At 45.0% G+C, this 15,579-nt stretch carries 11 protein-coding genes; 8 read left to right on the top strand and 3 right to left on the bottom strand.

The annotated features are described in order from the left end of the window. Both V144x_RS28475 and V144x_RS19430 read right to left on the bottom strand, forming a co-directional pair. The gene (locus tag V144x_RS28475; RefSeq protein WP_197998525.1) at positions 1 to 1,617 is read right to left on the bottom strand and encodes a hypothetical protein; all 1,617 of its coding nucleotides are present in this window, start codon (positions 1,615 to 1,617) and stop codon (positions 1 to 3) included. Between the two features lie 58 nt (positions 1,618 to 1,675). Next, positions 1,676 to 2,644 (bottom strand): YybH family protein, encoded by a 969-nt coding sequence (locus V144x_RS19430; RefSeq protein ID WP_197998526.1) that lies wholly within the window; start codon positions 2,642 to 2,644, stop codon positions 1,676 to 1,678. Positions 2,645 to 3,034: 390 nt separating this feature from the next. On the opposite strand from V144x_RS19430, the gene mprF reads away from it, so the two are divergent. From mprF to V144x_RS19460, 7 genes are all read left to right on the top strand, one after another. Continuing rightward, entirely contained in the window at positions 3,035 to 5,602 is a 2,568-nt protein-coding gene (gene mprF / locus V144x_RS19435) for a bifunctional lysylphosphatidylglycerol flippase/synthetase MprF (protein ID WP_144987254.1), read from the top strand. Beyond that, positions 5,586 to 7,649: a glycogen debranching protein gene (locus tag V144x_RS19440; RefSeq protein WP_144987256.1), complete on the top strand. Its 2,064-nt coding sequence runs from the start codon at positions 5,586 to 5,588 to the stop codon at positions 7,647 to 7,649. Before mprF ends, V144x_RS19440 begins: the two co-directional genes overlap by 17 nt. A gap of 64 nt (positions 7,650 to 7,713) precedes the next feature. Next, positions 7,714 to 7,854 carry a hypothetical protein gene (locus V144x_RS28480; protein ID WP_197998527.1) on the top strand — a complete coding sequence of 47 codons (141 nt, stop codon included), beginning with the start codon at positions 7,714 to 7,716 and terminating at the stop codon, positions 7,852 to 7,854. A gap of 170 nt (positions 7,855 to 8,024) precedes the next feature. Then, positions 8,025 to 9,299, top strand: a complete 1,275-nt coding sequence (locus V144x_RS19445; RefSeq protein ID WP_144987258.1) for an FAD-dependent oxidoreductase — start codon at positions 8,025 to 8,027, stop codon at positions 9,297 to 9,299. A gap of 136 nt (positions 9,300 to 9,435) precedes the next feature. Next, on the top strand, positions 9,436 to 10,461 hold the full coding sequence (locus V144x_RS19450; RefSeq protein ID WP_144987260.1) for a prenyltransferase/squalene oxidase repeat-containing protein: 1,026 nt from the start codon (positions 9,436 to 9,438) through the stop codon (positions 10,459 to 10,461). Positions 10,462 to 10,627: 166 nt separating this feature from the next. Then, positions 10,628 to 11,476, top strand: coding sequence for a DUF6159 family protein (locus V144x_RS19455; protein WP_144987262.1), 849 nt, complete (start codon positions 10,628 to 10,630; stop codon positions 11,474 to 11,476). Positions 11,477 to 11,612: 136 nt separating this feature from the next. Further along, entirely contained in the window at positions 11,613 to 12,446 is an 834-nt protein-coding gene (locus V144x_RS19460) for a hypothetical protein (RefSeq protein WP_144987264.1), read from the top strand. Between the two features lie 30 nt (positions 12,447 to 12,476). Here the strand turns inward: V144x_RS19460 and V144x_RS19465 are convergent, their stop codons facing one another. Further along, a complete protein-coding gene (locus V144x_RS19465; protein ID WP_197998528.1) occupies positions 12,477 to 13,307 on the bottom strand; it encodes a glycerophosphodiester phosphodiesterase in 831 nt (276 codons plus the stop codon). Between the two features lie 187 nt (positions 13,308 to 13,494). Here V144x_RS19465 and V144x_RS19470 point away from each other — a divergent pair, with 187 nt between their 5' ends. Beyond that, a complete protein-coding gene (locus tag V144x_RS19470) occupies positions 13,495 to 15,567 on the top strand; it encodes a serine hydrolase (RefSeq protein WP_197998529.1) in 2,073 nt (690 codons plus the stop codon). Positions 15,568 to 15,579: the final 12 nt, after the last annotated feature.

Below are 15,579 nucleotides of genomic sequence, written 5' to 3' on the forward strand. Positions count from 1 at the left end.
CTACTCACTCACAGTCGGTTTTTTCCCTTTATCTTTCTGATCAAGCCTGACCATCAGCCATTGTTGCGTTTCATCTTTACCAATATGAACCAGCAACGGTGCTTCCTCTTTGGTTAGATTATAAACTCCCGTATCATAGATCGTATTTTTATCACTACCTACGGTCCAGGCAACACGTTGAGTTTTCTTATCGACAGAACCTTGAACTTGCTGCGTTTTCTTTGTTTTATCGTCGGTAAAGTTGCCTCTGATGATCCCCTGCTTATTGACTGCAAGTTCCACTACAGAATCGGATTTGGTTTGACCACTCTCTGAAAGTGCAAACACGCCCAATGGCATCCATTTCTCCTGTTCAGTGGCATCAGCGGCTGCACCGGTCGCTGCCAACTGACTGGCCTGCTGGGTATATTGCTCGGACGTACCAACATCCTGTTTATTGACATATACATTGCCGTCGCGATAGAGCACGTTATTTCCATAGTCGTAATAAAGTGCCTGCATATTCTCCCAGGCTAACCAGGCCAAAATGGCATCCCAGGTTGAGACGGTCCAGGCATACCCGGGAGGCCAAGTGGAAGCATACCAGACTCCCGGATTGGCTGCATACCAGCCAGGATAATACATCCCGTAACCATAAAAACCACCTCGAATCACAACGGCATGGTAATAACGAGTGGAAGGTGGTACATGCACAAACCCGGCAGCAAACCCACCATTGGGTCCCCGAATAAATCCACCAGCCGTTGTTCCGCCACCACGACCGTGTACCACACCACCGGCGGCGCGTCCTCCATTAGGACCAACAATGCGCCCACCAGCGGCAGAAGCACCACCTGGACCAACGATGCGCCCAGCACCTCCCTTGCCGCCACCTTTACCATCAACTTTGACACCAGCGGCATGACCTCCATCTGGTCCGATGGCGCCTCCCCCTGAAATCGTATTCCCGCGTGGTCCTGTGTAACTACCACCGGCTGCAATTCCACCACCAGGCCCGTGAACGACTTTTCCGGAGGCAGAACCGGAATCAATTGAGCGATTCACAGTATTACGACCGGTAAAGTCCTGAACGTAAGGATGAGAATTTGTAACGGTATGATGGCCCGCATCTGAAGGTAGACCAAGAAAATTATCCAGGCCCTGGCGCGTCGGCCGTTGATTGAAATTCATATTACCGACATCGAGATGGCCATCGGTTCGAGAACTGATATTCCCATTTCCAATTCGGTTGAAATCTCCACGGTTAAAATCGCCGTTATTTAATCGATTGAAATTATTCCCTCGAGATTGTTCAAACGATCTGGCCTGGTTCATGAATCTTTGGTTGAAGCCAGTATTGTCATTGAAGCGGCTCGGCTGATCGAAGCGACTTCCATAATTTGAGAATTGACCTCGATTAAATCCGGCACCACCACCAAAACCACCTCCAGAAGGTCTAAATCCACCGCCACCGTAGCCACCTCCACCAAAACCGCCGCCGCCATGGAAGCCACCACCTCCAAAACCACCACCCCCGTGAAATCCACCTCCTCCAAAACCTCTCGCCCAGGTAATAGATTGTTCCTGTGAGAAGAAGAACACTGCCGTAATTGCAAGGAAGCTGATGAAAAGTCTCATAATACTTGTTCCTATATTTGATTTTTTACAAACGATATTTGTAAGTTAATTCAGATCGTTATTTTCGTTTTGAAACTACCTCAAGTGCATCCGGCATTTCGACCCCATTCACAGTCCGATTGACCGATTGCCAGCGGCAGCCATTGTTATCTATTTTTGTTAGAATGTTATCAGCAGTTGTAATCTTCCCGTTACTGGTGACACCCCGCGATTCAATCACCCAACCATTATCGGTAGCAGTCCAAATTCCGACAGCATGACTTCCATCGGAATTAAAGGTCCAGGACATAAGATGGCCGCTGAGTGGGTCCATTCCGATGATCTGTTTGCCCATCGGTTTTGTGGTCCCATTCATTTTTGTCGAGAACGTTCGCTCGATAAACTTTTTGCCAGGTAACCACTGATAATGAGTGGCAAGTGCCAGCCCTTGATCTTCCACAACCCAGGTTCCGATTATCCATTCCAGATCTTTTAACCCGGAGTGTACAGCAGAAGCAGTAAGACTGGATTCTTTCACACTGACCATTTTCCACTTACCATCACTTCTGACATACGTTGCCGTATACTGGCTTAAATCCGGAGCCGACTCCGGGACGGTAACAGCCGTGCGTCCTTCTTCAATTGCCAGGTTGTTACCAATCTGACGGACGGAATCAACTGCGATCTGAATTTTGGCATTCTTATTTTTCTTAAAGTATGTCGTATAGGCTTTTTCAATCGCAGGTCGTCCTACCAGTCGCAAACCATTGGCATCAATATATTCACCTTCGGGAGACCAAAAGCTGGCAACGGCCTTGGCATTTCCCTGGTCGAATGCGTTTTTAAAGGCAGTAGATAAATTTTGAATGGCTCGTTTAAGATTTGTTGCTTGTGGATCAGATTGAGAGGGGGGTGAAGTCACTCCCGAATTCTCTACTAAAGGAGATCTTTGAAATTGAGCAAACAAATTAGAACTGTTAAAAATAAACAGCAGCGCGAAAAATGGAATTGTAAAACAAAAAGGAGTTTTGTCTTTGGGGATCTTCATTCTGATGTCTTTCAGAAATGGTGTAGAAATTAGATTTCTATGTGAGAGAGATAAACGGCACTTTAAGTACCAACTGTCGTTAAGTTTCATTCTATTCGCGGCTATTCAATATTGCACGCATTATTTATGATCTCTTTCAGAAAATTCATGTGCCGTCTTCCTTAACGGAATCTTTACCGGGCAACTACACAAAAAAAGGAATTTAGATAAATATTTAGCATTACTCTTGTTTCGTTTTTGGTGATAACTCTTTCAAATACAAAGAAGATAACATGAATGAGAGATCTCGCTCGCATATTTCTGACTTTCAATAAATGAAGAAAATTTGATACGTCAATCGCCTTATTCAATTTTACGGCATCACGTGCCTTTTATCTTTAAGAACCGTTCATGCTTCATTACCTCAAAAAACTAGCTCCCCTATTCGTGATTGCGATTTTTATGGGAGCAATCTGGTTACTCTCAAAGGAATTGAAGCACTACAACATTCACGAAATTCGTGCTGCAGTCTCACACATCCCGACTTGGCGTCTCTGGGCCGCGGCCGGGTTAACTGTTTTTAATTATCTGATTCTCATCGGATATGACTATTTGGCAATTCGAGCCATTCAACATCCCCTCCCATTCAGCAAGATTTCTCTCGCCTCTTTTACTGGCTTTGCCACCAGTTATAACTTTGGTGCGTTACTCGGAGGAACCTCAGTGCGCTACCGGCTCTATTCGGCATGGGGACTATCGGCTGTCGAGATCCTACAACTCATTATCATGCTGGGCACCACGTATTGGGTCGGCGTATTTGCTCTGGCTGGTGTTGTATTTATCGCACAACCGTTCCCGATTCCCGATTCACTACATCTTCCCTTCAGCAACGTCCAACCTCTGGGCTACATACTACTGGCGACTGCTGTCTGCTACACCTCTCTTACATTAATCCGTAAATCACCAATCGTGATCAAAGGGATCAAAATACAATTACCCAAAACGGGAATGACAATTCTACAGCTGACTGTTTCCGCTGCAGACCTCGTACTCGTAGGCATGATCCTCTATACGATTTTAGCACCCGACTTATCGGTGGGTTACGTCGAATTCCTGGGAATCTTTCTCATGGCAACTGTCACAGTTGTGCTCTCACATGTTCCCGGTGGTGTGGGTGTATTCGAATTAGTGATCCTCACTCTCGTTGCCTCACAATCATCGGCTACGATTTTAGCTGGTTTGTTAGTCTTTCGTGTCATCTATTATCTACTCCCTCTGTTTGGAGCACTCATTCTGTTAGCACTACATGAGCTTTCCCTCAACCGTGGGCTGGCAACACGGTTCGTCAAAGAGGTCAATCGCTGGTCGGTTTCCATCGCCCCTATGGTTCTCTCCTGGTCAACTCTACTGGCAGGCGCCATTCTCCTTTTCTCAGGAGCAACTCCCACTGTCACTGCGCGGATTGGAACTTTATACCATACCATACCCCTACCATTGATTGAGGTCTCTCACTTTATTGGCAGTCTGACAGGTGCCGCGTTGCTTGTTCTTTCCCGAGGTCTTCAACGCAGACTCGATTCTGCCTGGTGGCTCATCACACTTTTATTAGGCGTGGGAATCATTGTTTCGTTATTAAAGGGATTTGATTACGAGGAAGCGACACTCCTGGCAGTGATTCTGTTGGCTTTGCTGGCGAGTCGTAAGCAGTTTTATCGCAAGGGGGCACTAATCCACGAACGATTCCAACTCAGCTGGATTTGTACGATTCTCGTGATCATGGTCTGTTCAATCTGGATCGGCATGTTTGCCTATAAACATATTGAATACTCAAACGAACTGTGGTGGGTCTTTACGTTTAAAGGAAATGCTTCCCGTTTTATGCGAGGCAGCATTGGTGCCATCATCGTCTTACTGTTATTTGCACTGTCCAAACTGATTGCCGCTCATAGACCACGATCGCTGCCTCCAACAGAAAACGAACTGGACATTGTCACGCAAATTGTGAAATCATCAACAAAAACGTCTGCCTACCTGGCATTTATGGGAGATAAATCCCTATTTGTAAATGATCAACATACAGCGTTCATTATGTATGGAGTGCAAAAACGCTCCTGGGTTTCACTGGGTGAACCCGTTGGCCCGAAAACAGAACAAGCGGAGCTAGTATGGCAGTTTCGAGAAATGGTGGACCGCTTCGATGGCTGGCCCATCTTTTATCAAGTGTCAGCAGAAAATCTTTCGATCTATCTTGATCAAGGGCTGACGACACTAAAACTGGGAGAGGAAGCCCGCGTTTCCCTGAAATCGTTCGAACTCTCGGGAACCAGGCACAGGAAGTTTCGAAAAACAGTCAATCATTGTGAACAAAAACAATGTCAATTCTCGCTCATTCCCGTCCATGAGGTCTCAGTTCTGCTTCCTGAGCTGAAATTAGTCTCTGATGCCTGGTTGGAAGAAAAAAATGTCACTGAAAAATCCTTTTCACTAGGATATTTTGATGAAACCTATCTGAATCATTTTCCCATCGCCGTTATCAGGCAGCATGGTAAAATCATTGCGTTCGCCAATGTTATGGAGGGCGCCAACAAAGAAGAGCTTTCAGTGGATCTGATGAGATATCTGCCCGATGCACCTCCGAGTGTCATGGAATACCTGTTTATTGAATTGATGTTGTGGGGCAGACAACAAGGATATGCCTGGTTTAATTTCGGAATGGCACCATTATCGGGGATTCAAAATCGACCATTAGCACCGATCTGGAATCGCACGGCTGATCTGATATTTCGCCATGGAGATCATTTCTACAACTTTGAAGGTCTACGAAACTATAAAGAAAAATTTGATCCGGTTTGGACTCCCAAGTATCTGGCATCTCCTGGTGGACTCGCACTTCCTCAAATTTTGACTGACGTTGTTACTTTGATTGGAAAGCCAAACTCGAATTCGAAACGGACAACAAGCCATGGATCACTGGGATAAAATCGAAGGGTCTCCCGTCCATCTGGGAGCGACTTGGATTCCTTCAGAAAATGCGTTTAATTTTGCGATCTATTCAAAACACGCTGAACACGTTTCCCTATTATTCTTCACAGAGGAAAATCTGAAAGAACCGGTTTTTGTATTTCAGTTAGAGCCGCACCGCAACAAGACCGCAGAAATCTGGCATTGCCGTATCTCTGCTGTTGAGATTGAGCATGCTAAATATTATGCCTATCAAATCGACGGGCCTCCACCAAAAGCACCTTTTGAACGGCATGCCTTCGATCCGGAAAAATTATTGTTTGATCCTTATTCGCGAAATATTTTCTTCCCTCCTGATTTTGATCGAGAAATCGCCAGTAGACCGGGACCTAATATGGGACGTGCACCGCTCTCAGTGTTACAGTCTATCGAATGTGTTTTCAACTGGGAAAATGATGAACCGATTCACCACACATCAGACCTCATTATCTATGAAATGCATGTACGAGGTTTTACAAATCGAGATAACTCCGGAGTTTCAGAAGACGCACAAGGAACATTTGCAGGCGTAATCGAAAAAATTCCATATCTCAAAGAGCTGGGGATCACAGCCGTTGAGTTGATGCCGGTTTTTCAATTTGATATACAAGACGGAAATTATTGGGGGTACATGCCACTCGGTTTCTTTGCCGCTCACGATGGGTTTTGCATGTCTGAAGAGACTTGTGAACGACACATCGAATTTTGTGAAATGGTGAAAGCACTCCATAGTGCCGGGATCGAAGTCATTCTTGACGTTGTTTATAATCACACCGGTGAAGGAAATGAATCTGGCCCCACTTATTGCTTCAAAGGCATTGATAATACAACCTATTATTCACTTACAGGCCAACCAGAATCTCCGTTCGCCAACTACTCTGGTGCGGGTAATACACTACATACCTCGAATCGCGCTGTCAGAAAACTGATTGTTGACAGCCTGCATTTCTGGGCAAAAGAGATGCATGTCGATGGCTTTCGCTTTGACTTAGCCAGTATCCTGACCAGAAAAACCGATGGTAGTATTGAAGAAACCAATCCATCCACACTCGGACAGATTGGTTCGGATACATCTTTGGCAGACCGCAGGTTTATTGCAGAGCCGTGGGATGCGGGAGGAGGATTTCAACTTGGATCCCGATTCCCTGGCCATCGCTGGATGCAATGGAACGCCGCATATCGCGACACACTGCAACAATTTGTGCGTGGCGATGAAGGACACGTTGCCGATTTAATGACACGCATTTATGGTAGTTCCGATTTATTTCCCGATGACTGCATGCATGCACTCAGGCCTTATCAAAGCGTGAATTATATTACATCACACGATGGTTTTTCGCTGTATGACATGGTCTCATATAATGAGAAACGAAATTGGGCAAACGGTCATCATAATACCGATGGCACACACGACTATAGTTGGAATTGTGGCTGTGAAGGAGAAACTGACGTCTCACCAGAGGTCATGATGTTAAGAAAACAACAAGTCAAAAACTTCTTCTGTCTGCTGATGATTTCAAATGGATCTCCCATGTTTCGGATGGGAGATGAATTTCTGCAAACCCAGGGAGGGAATAACAACCCCTATAATCAAGACAATGAAACAAGCTGGCTTGACTGGAGCCGACTGGATACCCATCGCGATATGTTCCGTTTTGTGAAGCGAATCATCGCGTTTCGCAAATCACATTCATCATTGTGTCGTTCTCATTTCTGGCGCGAAGATATACACTGGTACGGAATGGCTCGCGATGTTGACCTTTCAACTACTTCAAAGGCACTGGCGTTTTGCCTGCGGGGAGCAGAAGAAAAGGACAATGATATTTATGTTATGATTAACGCAGCACCAACACCCGGTGCATTCGGAATTCATGAAGGAACACCCAGCGATTGGAAACGCATCGTTGATACATCGCTTCCCAGCCCGCAAGACATTCTCGAACTTGAAGAAGCCAAGCCCCTTTCGACGGCCCAATATAATGTCCAGGGGCGTTCGGTAGTGGTGCTGATTAGAAATCCACAATAATATCATTTTAGCATTTTCAACATCGAAACGATTTTTCAGATTTTCAGAACTGTGAGAAACACAAATGGATGGTACCACCGAAATCGTCGGAAGTTTGATGATTCTGTTTGTCATTGTCATTTTGTCCCGTCGTCTTATTAAACGAGGGACGAATGAGCATACGGAATCAGAGGAAAATCAGATTGACTCTAACGAAAAAGAATAGAGTCATTCGATTGAATCTCTATTCATTTATTTTTCAATTCATTCATCAAGAGACCATTCTCGCAAGCTGTGAAGCAAATTCATCTTGTAAGCTTAGCCTGCATCACCTACACTTTTGTATCGTCTCTGAAACTGAGTTCATAACGTCAGCTTTACAGGAGGTAATGGGCCGTGAGTGAATTTGAATTACCGCATGCAGGAGAGAAGATCACAACCAGCTGTTGCGTAGTCGGCGGAGGCCCAGCTGGCCTCTTTTTAGGTTACCTGTTGGCTCGAGCCGGCGTTGAAGTGATTGTATTAGAGAAGCATAAAGATTTCTTACGAGACTTTCGCGGGGACACGATTCACCCTTCCACCCTCCAATTAATGTATGAGCTGGGTATCCTTGAGGAATTCCTGAAAATTGCGACCAAGCAATTTGAATCACTTGATCTCAATATTGATGGTAAGCAAATTTCAGGACCCTACTTTACTCATCTCCCCACGAAATGCAAATTCATCACCTTCGCCCCGCAATGGGACTTTCTCAACCTAATTGCAAAAAAAGCCAGCGAATATCCTAACTTTCAAGTTCACATGCAAGCACAGGCAACGGACCTGATTCGTGAAGGTGAGCAGGTCACTGGCGTGAAGGTAAATGGTCTTAATGGAGAATACGAAGTTCACGCTGATCTTGTTGTAGGTGCAGATGGACGAGGCTCTCAGATGCGCATCGACGCGGGAGTCGAAGTCATTGAAAAAGGAATTCCGATCGATGTACTCTGGTTTCGAGTCGGAAAAGTAAAAGATATCCATGATGAAACACTGGCCCGCATTAAGAATGGCCGTATGCTAATTACCATTGATCGTGGGGATTATTTTCAAACAGGGATGGTTATACATAAAGGTTACTTTGATGAGCTGAAGCAGGAAGGATTAGAAGAATTTCGTAACCGTGTCGTTGCCATACTCCCAGATTTCGCTGACGGCATCGCAGAGATTGATGACTGGGACAAAGTCCGCTTATTATCTATTCAATTAAATCATATTACGAACTGGGCACAACCGGGACTGCTACTGATCGGAGACGCCGCACATGCCATGTCACCCGTTGGTGGGGTCGGAGTGAATCTGGCCGTACAAGATGCAGTTGCTACTGCTAACCTGCTTGCCGACAAACTCTATACGGGCAATATCACACTCAATGATCTGAAGCAGGTTCAACTCCGACGCGAGGCACCGGCACTCAAGACACAACGTATGCAAGTTTTCGCTCACAAGCGTTTGTTTGGAAATCAGACAGTGGCAGGCAAACCAGTCTCAATTTCCTGGGTGGTTAGAAAATTCGCTGGTTTGTTCGCTCCCTATCTAAGACAGAAGGCAGGCAAAATCGTTGGTCTCGGCTTCCTGCCTGAACATATTCAAACTCCAGAGCGGGCTCCCAAGGAAACAGCCACGACGACTTAACAAAAGTCAATTTGATTCAGATCAAATACTCGATAAGAAACTGGCTTCTCAATCTACCGAATGGTTAAAATGAAAACGGTTTTGGTATTCCCAGATCAAGGTCCAGACTCGAAGTCAGTAATACGAGGAGATCAAGATGGGCAGAAGCTTAATCGGCACATTACTGTTTTATCTGATATGTAACCTATCTCCCTCACTCCTGGCGGGAGACAACACTGTCAGTCCCTCAGCAATCAAAACTGCAATACAGAGATCGATTCCTCTTATTGAAAAGGCATCCGCCGGCTCTGCCCGCGAGCGAAAATGCTTTACCTGTCATAATCAGGCAATGGCAGTGTTTGTGCTGGCTGAAGCAAAGAAACGCGACTTTACCATTGACGAAGCCAACTTTCAGTTGCAGGTTGATCATACAGCCGCTCACCTCAAACGAGGATTGAAAAACTATATTTCCGGGAAAGGACAAGGTGGCGGTCCCGATACTGCCAGTTATGCCCTTTGGGCGCTCGAACTGGCAGATTATAAACCAAATACAATCACTTCAGCTGTCACAGGCTACCTATTAGAGCGAAACAAAGACAAAGTACACTGGATTCGAAATTCCACCCGCCCCCCTTCCATGTCCAGTGATACCAATACGAATTATTTTGTGATACGTGCACTGAAAACTTATGGTACTGAAGATCAATTTACTCTCATTGAAACCCGCATCAAACGGGCACAAGAATGGCTGCTCAATTTAAAACCGGATTCAACCGAAGAACGGGCGTTTCAACTGCGATCCTTTCTCTATCTGGACGTCGAAGAATCAATAGTCAAGACCGCGATCAGGGAATTGATTCAATTGCAAAACGAAGACGGAGGATGGTCGCAACTTCCCAGTATGAAGAGTGACGCGTATGCCACTGGAACTGTACTCGTAGCACTCTTACGTTCTGGACAGTTCCCAGCAGACCATAGCGTCATCGTAAGAGGAATTACTTACCTCATTGACTCTCAACTCCCCGATGGTTCCTGGCATGTTGTCAGCCGCGCAAAACCTTTTCAAACCTATTTCGAAACCGGTTACCCGCATGAGAAAGATCAATTTATTTCAGTTACTGCTGGTAGTTGGGCAACAGTTGCTCTATTACTGATGCTCCCGGAAACGAAATCATTACGTTGAACTCTCATACCATATCAATGAAATTTGGATGAGAATAAAAATCGATTTCGCAATTTCGTTCCTTTCTGTTATAAAACGTCAACAACCTGAAACAGACGGGCCAGCCTATGGCACAAATGCAGCCTGTTACCTTAATGAAATATGAATCTCAGAAAGATCGCCGATTATGTTTACTCGTATCGCCAACGGATGGGAATTAACAAAACAAAGCTATCGTGTTTTGATGCTGGATAAAGAGCTACTTCTATTCCCACTCATGAGTGGCTTTTCCTGTCTGTTGGTACTTGGTAGCTTTGCAGCGCCGCTTTGGAACAGTAAATACATCAATGTGATCATGAATGATCAGCAGGTCCCCCAGGATCCGGTCGCGTATGCGATTCTCTTTGCATTTTATTTCGTGAATTACTTCGTCATCATCTTTTTTAATTCAGGTTTGATGGCATGTGCGATTATCCGTCTGAAGGGAGGCGATCCCACAGTTGGTGACGGGTTCCGGGCCGCAATGAATCGCTTACCACAAATTGCGGGTTGGGCACTGGTGAGTGCTACTGTAGGGTTCATCTTAAAAATGATCGAATCCCGCTCCGAAAAAATGGGACGGTTTGTTGCTGGGCTGCTCGGCATGGCCTGGTCAATTACAACCTACTTCGTTATACCTGTTCTGGTTGTGGAAAAGAAAAATCCCTTTGAAGCCATGAAACGTTCGGTCGGGATTCTCCGTGAAACCTGGGGAGAGTCTCTCGTTGCCAATTTTGGGATCGGCATGATTGTCTTTCTCGTGATGATTCCAGTCATCTTGCTTATAGTTTCTGGTGGCTTTGTCATTGCGTCAGGAAATGTCGTCATGGGAGGCATCTTCATGGTCATCGGACTGATATTAATCCTGTTAATCTCGCTCGTTTCATCAGCCATTCATTCTATTCTCATCGCAGCACTTTATATGTTTGCCGCAGAAGATGAAGTCCCACAACAATTTGATCAGTCATTGATCGCCCATGCCTTTGCACACAAGTAGAGAGGCCTGTTATCCTCGTCACCATTTTCGACAAGGAAACGAACCGAAGAGATTTTGGGAACTTTCTCAAGGGTAGTAAGCTCTAATATGAAATAGCACCATTATCTGTTTCTTATTTAAGAGGTTGGCAGAAATCATGCCCCGATTTACGACTCCCACAACTGTTTATTTGTTTCTGGTCTGTACTTTGCTAGCAAATTCTGCCTCTCATGCGGCAGTCATTGTTGAGTTTAAGTCACTTAAAATCGACTTTACGAATCCTAAAGACGCCTCGGCTAAAGCCAGTTGGTCTCCTGCCAATAAATTATCGATTACCGATGAAGGACTCGGGTGGGACGGTCCAGCCAATGCTTCCGTAGATGGATGGCTTCAAACGAAACCACTGGCCGTTGGCTTGTCGTGGAGAACTGCGACTTCGATCTCTCTGCAAGTCACCATTGATCCAAAACCCAAAGAATTCATTTTGCCCAATGGTCAAAAATCGACTCCTTACGCAGGACGGGTTTTTGCGCGATATTCTCCCGACATGAAACACTGGTCGACCTGGCAGGAATTACAGTCTACCGATCTTGCTCAAAATTCTCCGAAAAAATCAGGAAGGCACTTCTCTGGCAGACTGACTGTCCCCAATCGCGCGAGACATCCATATGGACTTTTACTTTCCGAATATTCGAAACAGGATGTTCCCTGGAAAAGTGATGAGGAAGCAGCGGTCGCCTGGATTTTGAAGCAGCAACCTGACTTCTTCTCGAAACATCTCCCTTTCATCGGTTATGTCGAGTTTCTGTTTGAAGGAGGCATATATGGAAATCAACGGATCCGATCCTTCAACGCGGATCTCTCATACGCCTTAAGTGGGCTCCATGCCATTCCCAGAGACAAGAACGTTTACCATAACCGGGATTCTATTCCCTGGAGGTTCAAATCCAAAGGAATAAAAAACACCGAGCATCTCCCGAACCAGAAATAAAATGAGGTGTCTTGCAGAGACTTACCGTTATTATTTTCCGCCCTGGTCTTGGTTTGCACGTCTCCACACCTGACGACACTCCAATGGGTAGTCAGTCAACATACCATCTATTCGCGCTGCGCGTACCTGTTCCCAGGCAACAGGGCTGCGACGGGCTTTACCAGGACCAGCAAAGTTAAACAAAATCTGTTTTCCCTGTTTTCTGAGATGATCCACTTCTGCTTTTTCAGGAATATAAGTAAGCAGAAAAACATCCAGCAAATTCTCCTGTAAACGAGCATCGATACTCTTTCGGTTCACGTTCTGACCAATCCGAAGACGAGGATTCAACTGCTTCAGTCGCTTGCTCATTGCTGCACTTTGGTCGAAGGCAAAACAGTCATCAAACAGAGCATATTTTTCAATCAAATCAACGAGCTTCTTTTCCCCTTCGGAATTCACCTGCTTGATATTAAGAGCGATGATCGTGCTACCTTTTTTTCTGGCTTTGATCAATTGAAGTGATTGTTCCAATGAGGGAATCCGTGTCCCGGCAAAAACAGGATCAAACCAACTCCCAGCATCAAGTTGTTGCGCATCGGCCCATGTAATATTTCGGATTGACCTTGCTCCCCCATTCGTCGTTCGTGCCAGGCTATCATCATGGATAATGACTAACTCACCGTCTTTCGTTGTACGAATATCAAGTTCAAAACCAATCCTCAAATCCAGACAGGCACGAAAAGCCGGTAAGGTATTTTCAGGGGCATGCCGTAACAATCCCCGGTGTGCAATTAATACAGGATCAGAAGCCACCATTATCTGAGGGATTATCATTAAACTAAATGCGACCACTGTGTAGAAAAAAACTTGAAATTTCATCAACATCCTCGTCTGACATACGAAAGTCCTGAACTTGAAAACTCTTAATCACTAATACAATAATAAAGAACTCGAAGATAAAAAGCAGGTCACTTGATCAAAGATTATCCTTGATGTCACACTCAAGTCCCATCTATCATCTTATTAACGGTTCATCTTGATCATGACACCAACTTTGGAAAACACCATGAAATACATAACATCGCTGCTTCTGATTCTGACATTCATGACAAACTCTTTATTTGCTGAAGAGACTGAAATTCAGTTAAACTTAACAGCAAATAATTATCAGAACCACATCACACGATCAGCCAAACAAGGCTATTCTCTATTAGATGCCAGCGTATACCCTGGTAAAAAAGGAGATCGCTTTGCCGCCCTCAGCATCAGACGTCGAAACCAGAAAGAGAGAAAATCACATCATGGCCTGACCAAACAGAAACTTGATGATAAAGTAAAACAATATGCCGCAGAAGGATTTCAACCTGTCGCCATCAGTGGCTATGAAAAAAAAGGGACATCTCGATTCGCCGTAATATGGGAAAAATTAGATCAAGCTGATCACATTCTGAAGCATTCCTTAACCGATCAACAACTACAGACAACATTAGAAGAATTAAAACAGCAAGGTTACGCTCCTGTCAAAATGGATGGCTACACGCTGAAAAAACAACCTATGCATGCAGGTATCTGGGCCAAACAAACAAAAATAGCCTGGGAAGCAACCTGCAATATTCCCATCACTGATTTTCCCAAGGTACTGTCAGATTTTGCTTCTCGCGGATTTCGTCTATCAGATCTCTGTGGATTCACAGTCAACGAGAAACCGTTTTATCACGCGCTCTGGCTAAAAGAGACTGACCCTGCCTGGATTGCTCAATTCCATTTATCGTTAGCTGATTTTCATAAGACGGTAAAAAAAATGAAAGCCGACAAATACCAATTAGCAAACATCGATGGATATCGCGTTAATAACAAGCCTTATTTCACTACAATCTGGGAACAGCCTGAGCCAAACCAGGAACTTTCCCTCCCAACCTGGAACACAGCAGATGAAATTCCGATCTCAGGATTAGATCAGAAAGAACTCTCTTCCCTCGATACTTCCATCAAGGAATTTCTTCTGGAACACCATCCTCCAGGAGCCTCCATCGCAGTCAGTTATCGTGGTCGACTCGTCTATGCCCGTGGTTTTGGGTATGCGGACAAGGAACTGAAACAGGTTGTGCAGCCCGACAACATGTTTCGAATTGCCAGCATCTCAAAGCCCATTACTGCGGTTGCTATTATGAAACTCATCGAGCAAAAAAAACTATCATTGGACTCGAAAGTCTTTGATATTTTGAAAGATTATCAGAAACAGCTCGCAGAACAAGGTGTTGATTCGAGACTGAAAGAGATTACGGTTCGTCAGTTATTACATCATACAGCAGGCTGGGACCGAAGTGTTTCATTTGACCCTATGTTCCGCTCTGTTTATTTCGCAAAGCAACTTGGCAAAACGCCTCCTGCGGAAATCGAAGACATTATCCAAATGATGATCAAGCAGCCTCTCGATTTTAATCCCGGAGAGCGTTACGCCTACTCAAATTTTGGTTATTGTTTATTAGGTCGAATCATCGAAGCCGTAACGAGGCACCCCTATCAACAGTATGTTGAAGAGGTCGTGTTCACACCACTACACATAACAAATACGAAAATGGGAAAAACCCTTTTGAAACACCGCAGGCAAAATGAAGTCAAGTATTATAGCCCCTCGCTTGGCACTTCTGTATTTGATCAGAACTATCCAAAGCGGGTACCATCTCCCTACGGCGCATGGTATCTGGAAGCAATGGATTCTCACGGCGCCTGGATTGCATCGGCCCCCGATTTAGTTCGATTTGCTGCTGCTTTTGACAGAATTGATCAATGTCCGATTTTGAAAGCACCAACCATTTCACAAATGTTTGAACGCCCCTCTGGACTTGCCGGTTATGATGCAAACGGTAATCCAAAAGTGGCCTACTATGCTTGTGGGTGGATGGTGAGACCCATTGACAGTGCAGGCAATGCAAACCATTGGCACGCGGGATCTCTTTCAGGAACCTCCACTCTGCTGGTGAGACGTCTCGACCGGATTAACTGGGCCATATTATTTAACACACGAAATGGTAAAGACCAGAAGCGGCTCTCCTCGCTGATTGATGGTCCGATGCATGAATGGATTGATCAAATCAAACACTGGCCTGAAAAGGATCAATTCACAATTAACGAGTAAAGTCAGTTTGAT

Origin of the sequence: Gimesia aquarii (genome assembly GCF_007748195.1) — a bacterium.
Taxonomy (GTDB): Bacteria; Planctomycetota; Planctomycetia; order Planctomycetales; family Planctomycetaceae; genus Gimesia; species Gimesia aquarii.

What these genes read in the sequence shown, in the direction of transcription:
- V144x_RS19460 (WP_144987264.1), top strand. Translation starts at nt 11,613, where the DNA reads ATGCCCCGATTTACGACTCCCACAACTGTTTATTTGTTTCTGGTCTGT.
- V144x_RS19430 (WP_197998526.1), bottom strand. Translation starts at nt 2,644, where the DNA reads ATGAAGATCCCCAAAGACAAAACTCCTTTTTGTTTTACAATTCCATTT.
- V144x_RS19450 (WP_144987260.1), top strand. Translation starts at nt 9,436, where the DNA reads ATGGGCAGAAGCTTAATCGGCACATTACTGTTTTATCTGATATGTAAC.
- V144x_RS28475 (WP_197998525.1), bottom strand. Translation starts at nt 1,617, where the DNA reads ATGAGACTTTTCATCAGCTTCCTTGCAATTACGGCAGTGTTCTTCTTC.
- V144x_RS28480 (WP_197998527.1), top strand. Translation starts at nt 7,714, where the DNA reads ATGGATGGTACCACCGAAATCGTCGGAAGTTTGATGATTCTGTTTGTC.
- V144x_RS19440 (WP_144987256.1), top strand. Translation starts at nt 5,586, where the DNA reads ATGGATCACTGGGATAAAATCGAAGGGTCTCCCGTCCATCTGGGAGCG.
- V144x_RS19465 (WP_197998528.1), bottom strand. Translation starts at nt 13,307, where the DNA reads ATGAAATTTCAAGTTTTTTTCTACACAGTGGTCGCATTTAGTTTAATG.
- V144x_RS19455 (WP_144987262.1), top strand. Translation starts at nt 10,628, where the DNA reads ATGTTTACTCGTATCGCCAACGGATGGGAATTAACAAAACAAAGCTAT.
- mprF (WP_144987254.1), top strand. Translation starts at nt 3,035, where the DNA reads ATGCTTCATTACCTCAAAAAACTAGCTCCCCTATTCGTGATTGCGATT.
- V144x_RS19470 (WP_197998529.1), top strand. Translation starts at nt 13,495, where the DNA reads ATGAAATACATAACATCGCTGCTTCTGATTCTGACATTCATGACAAAC.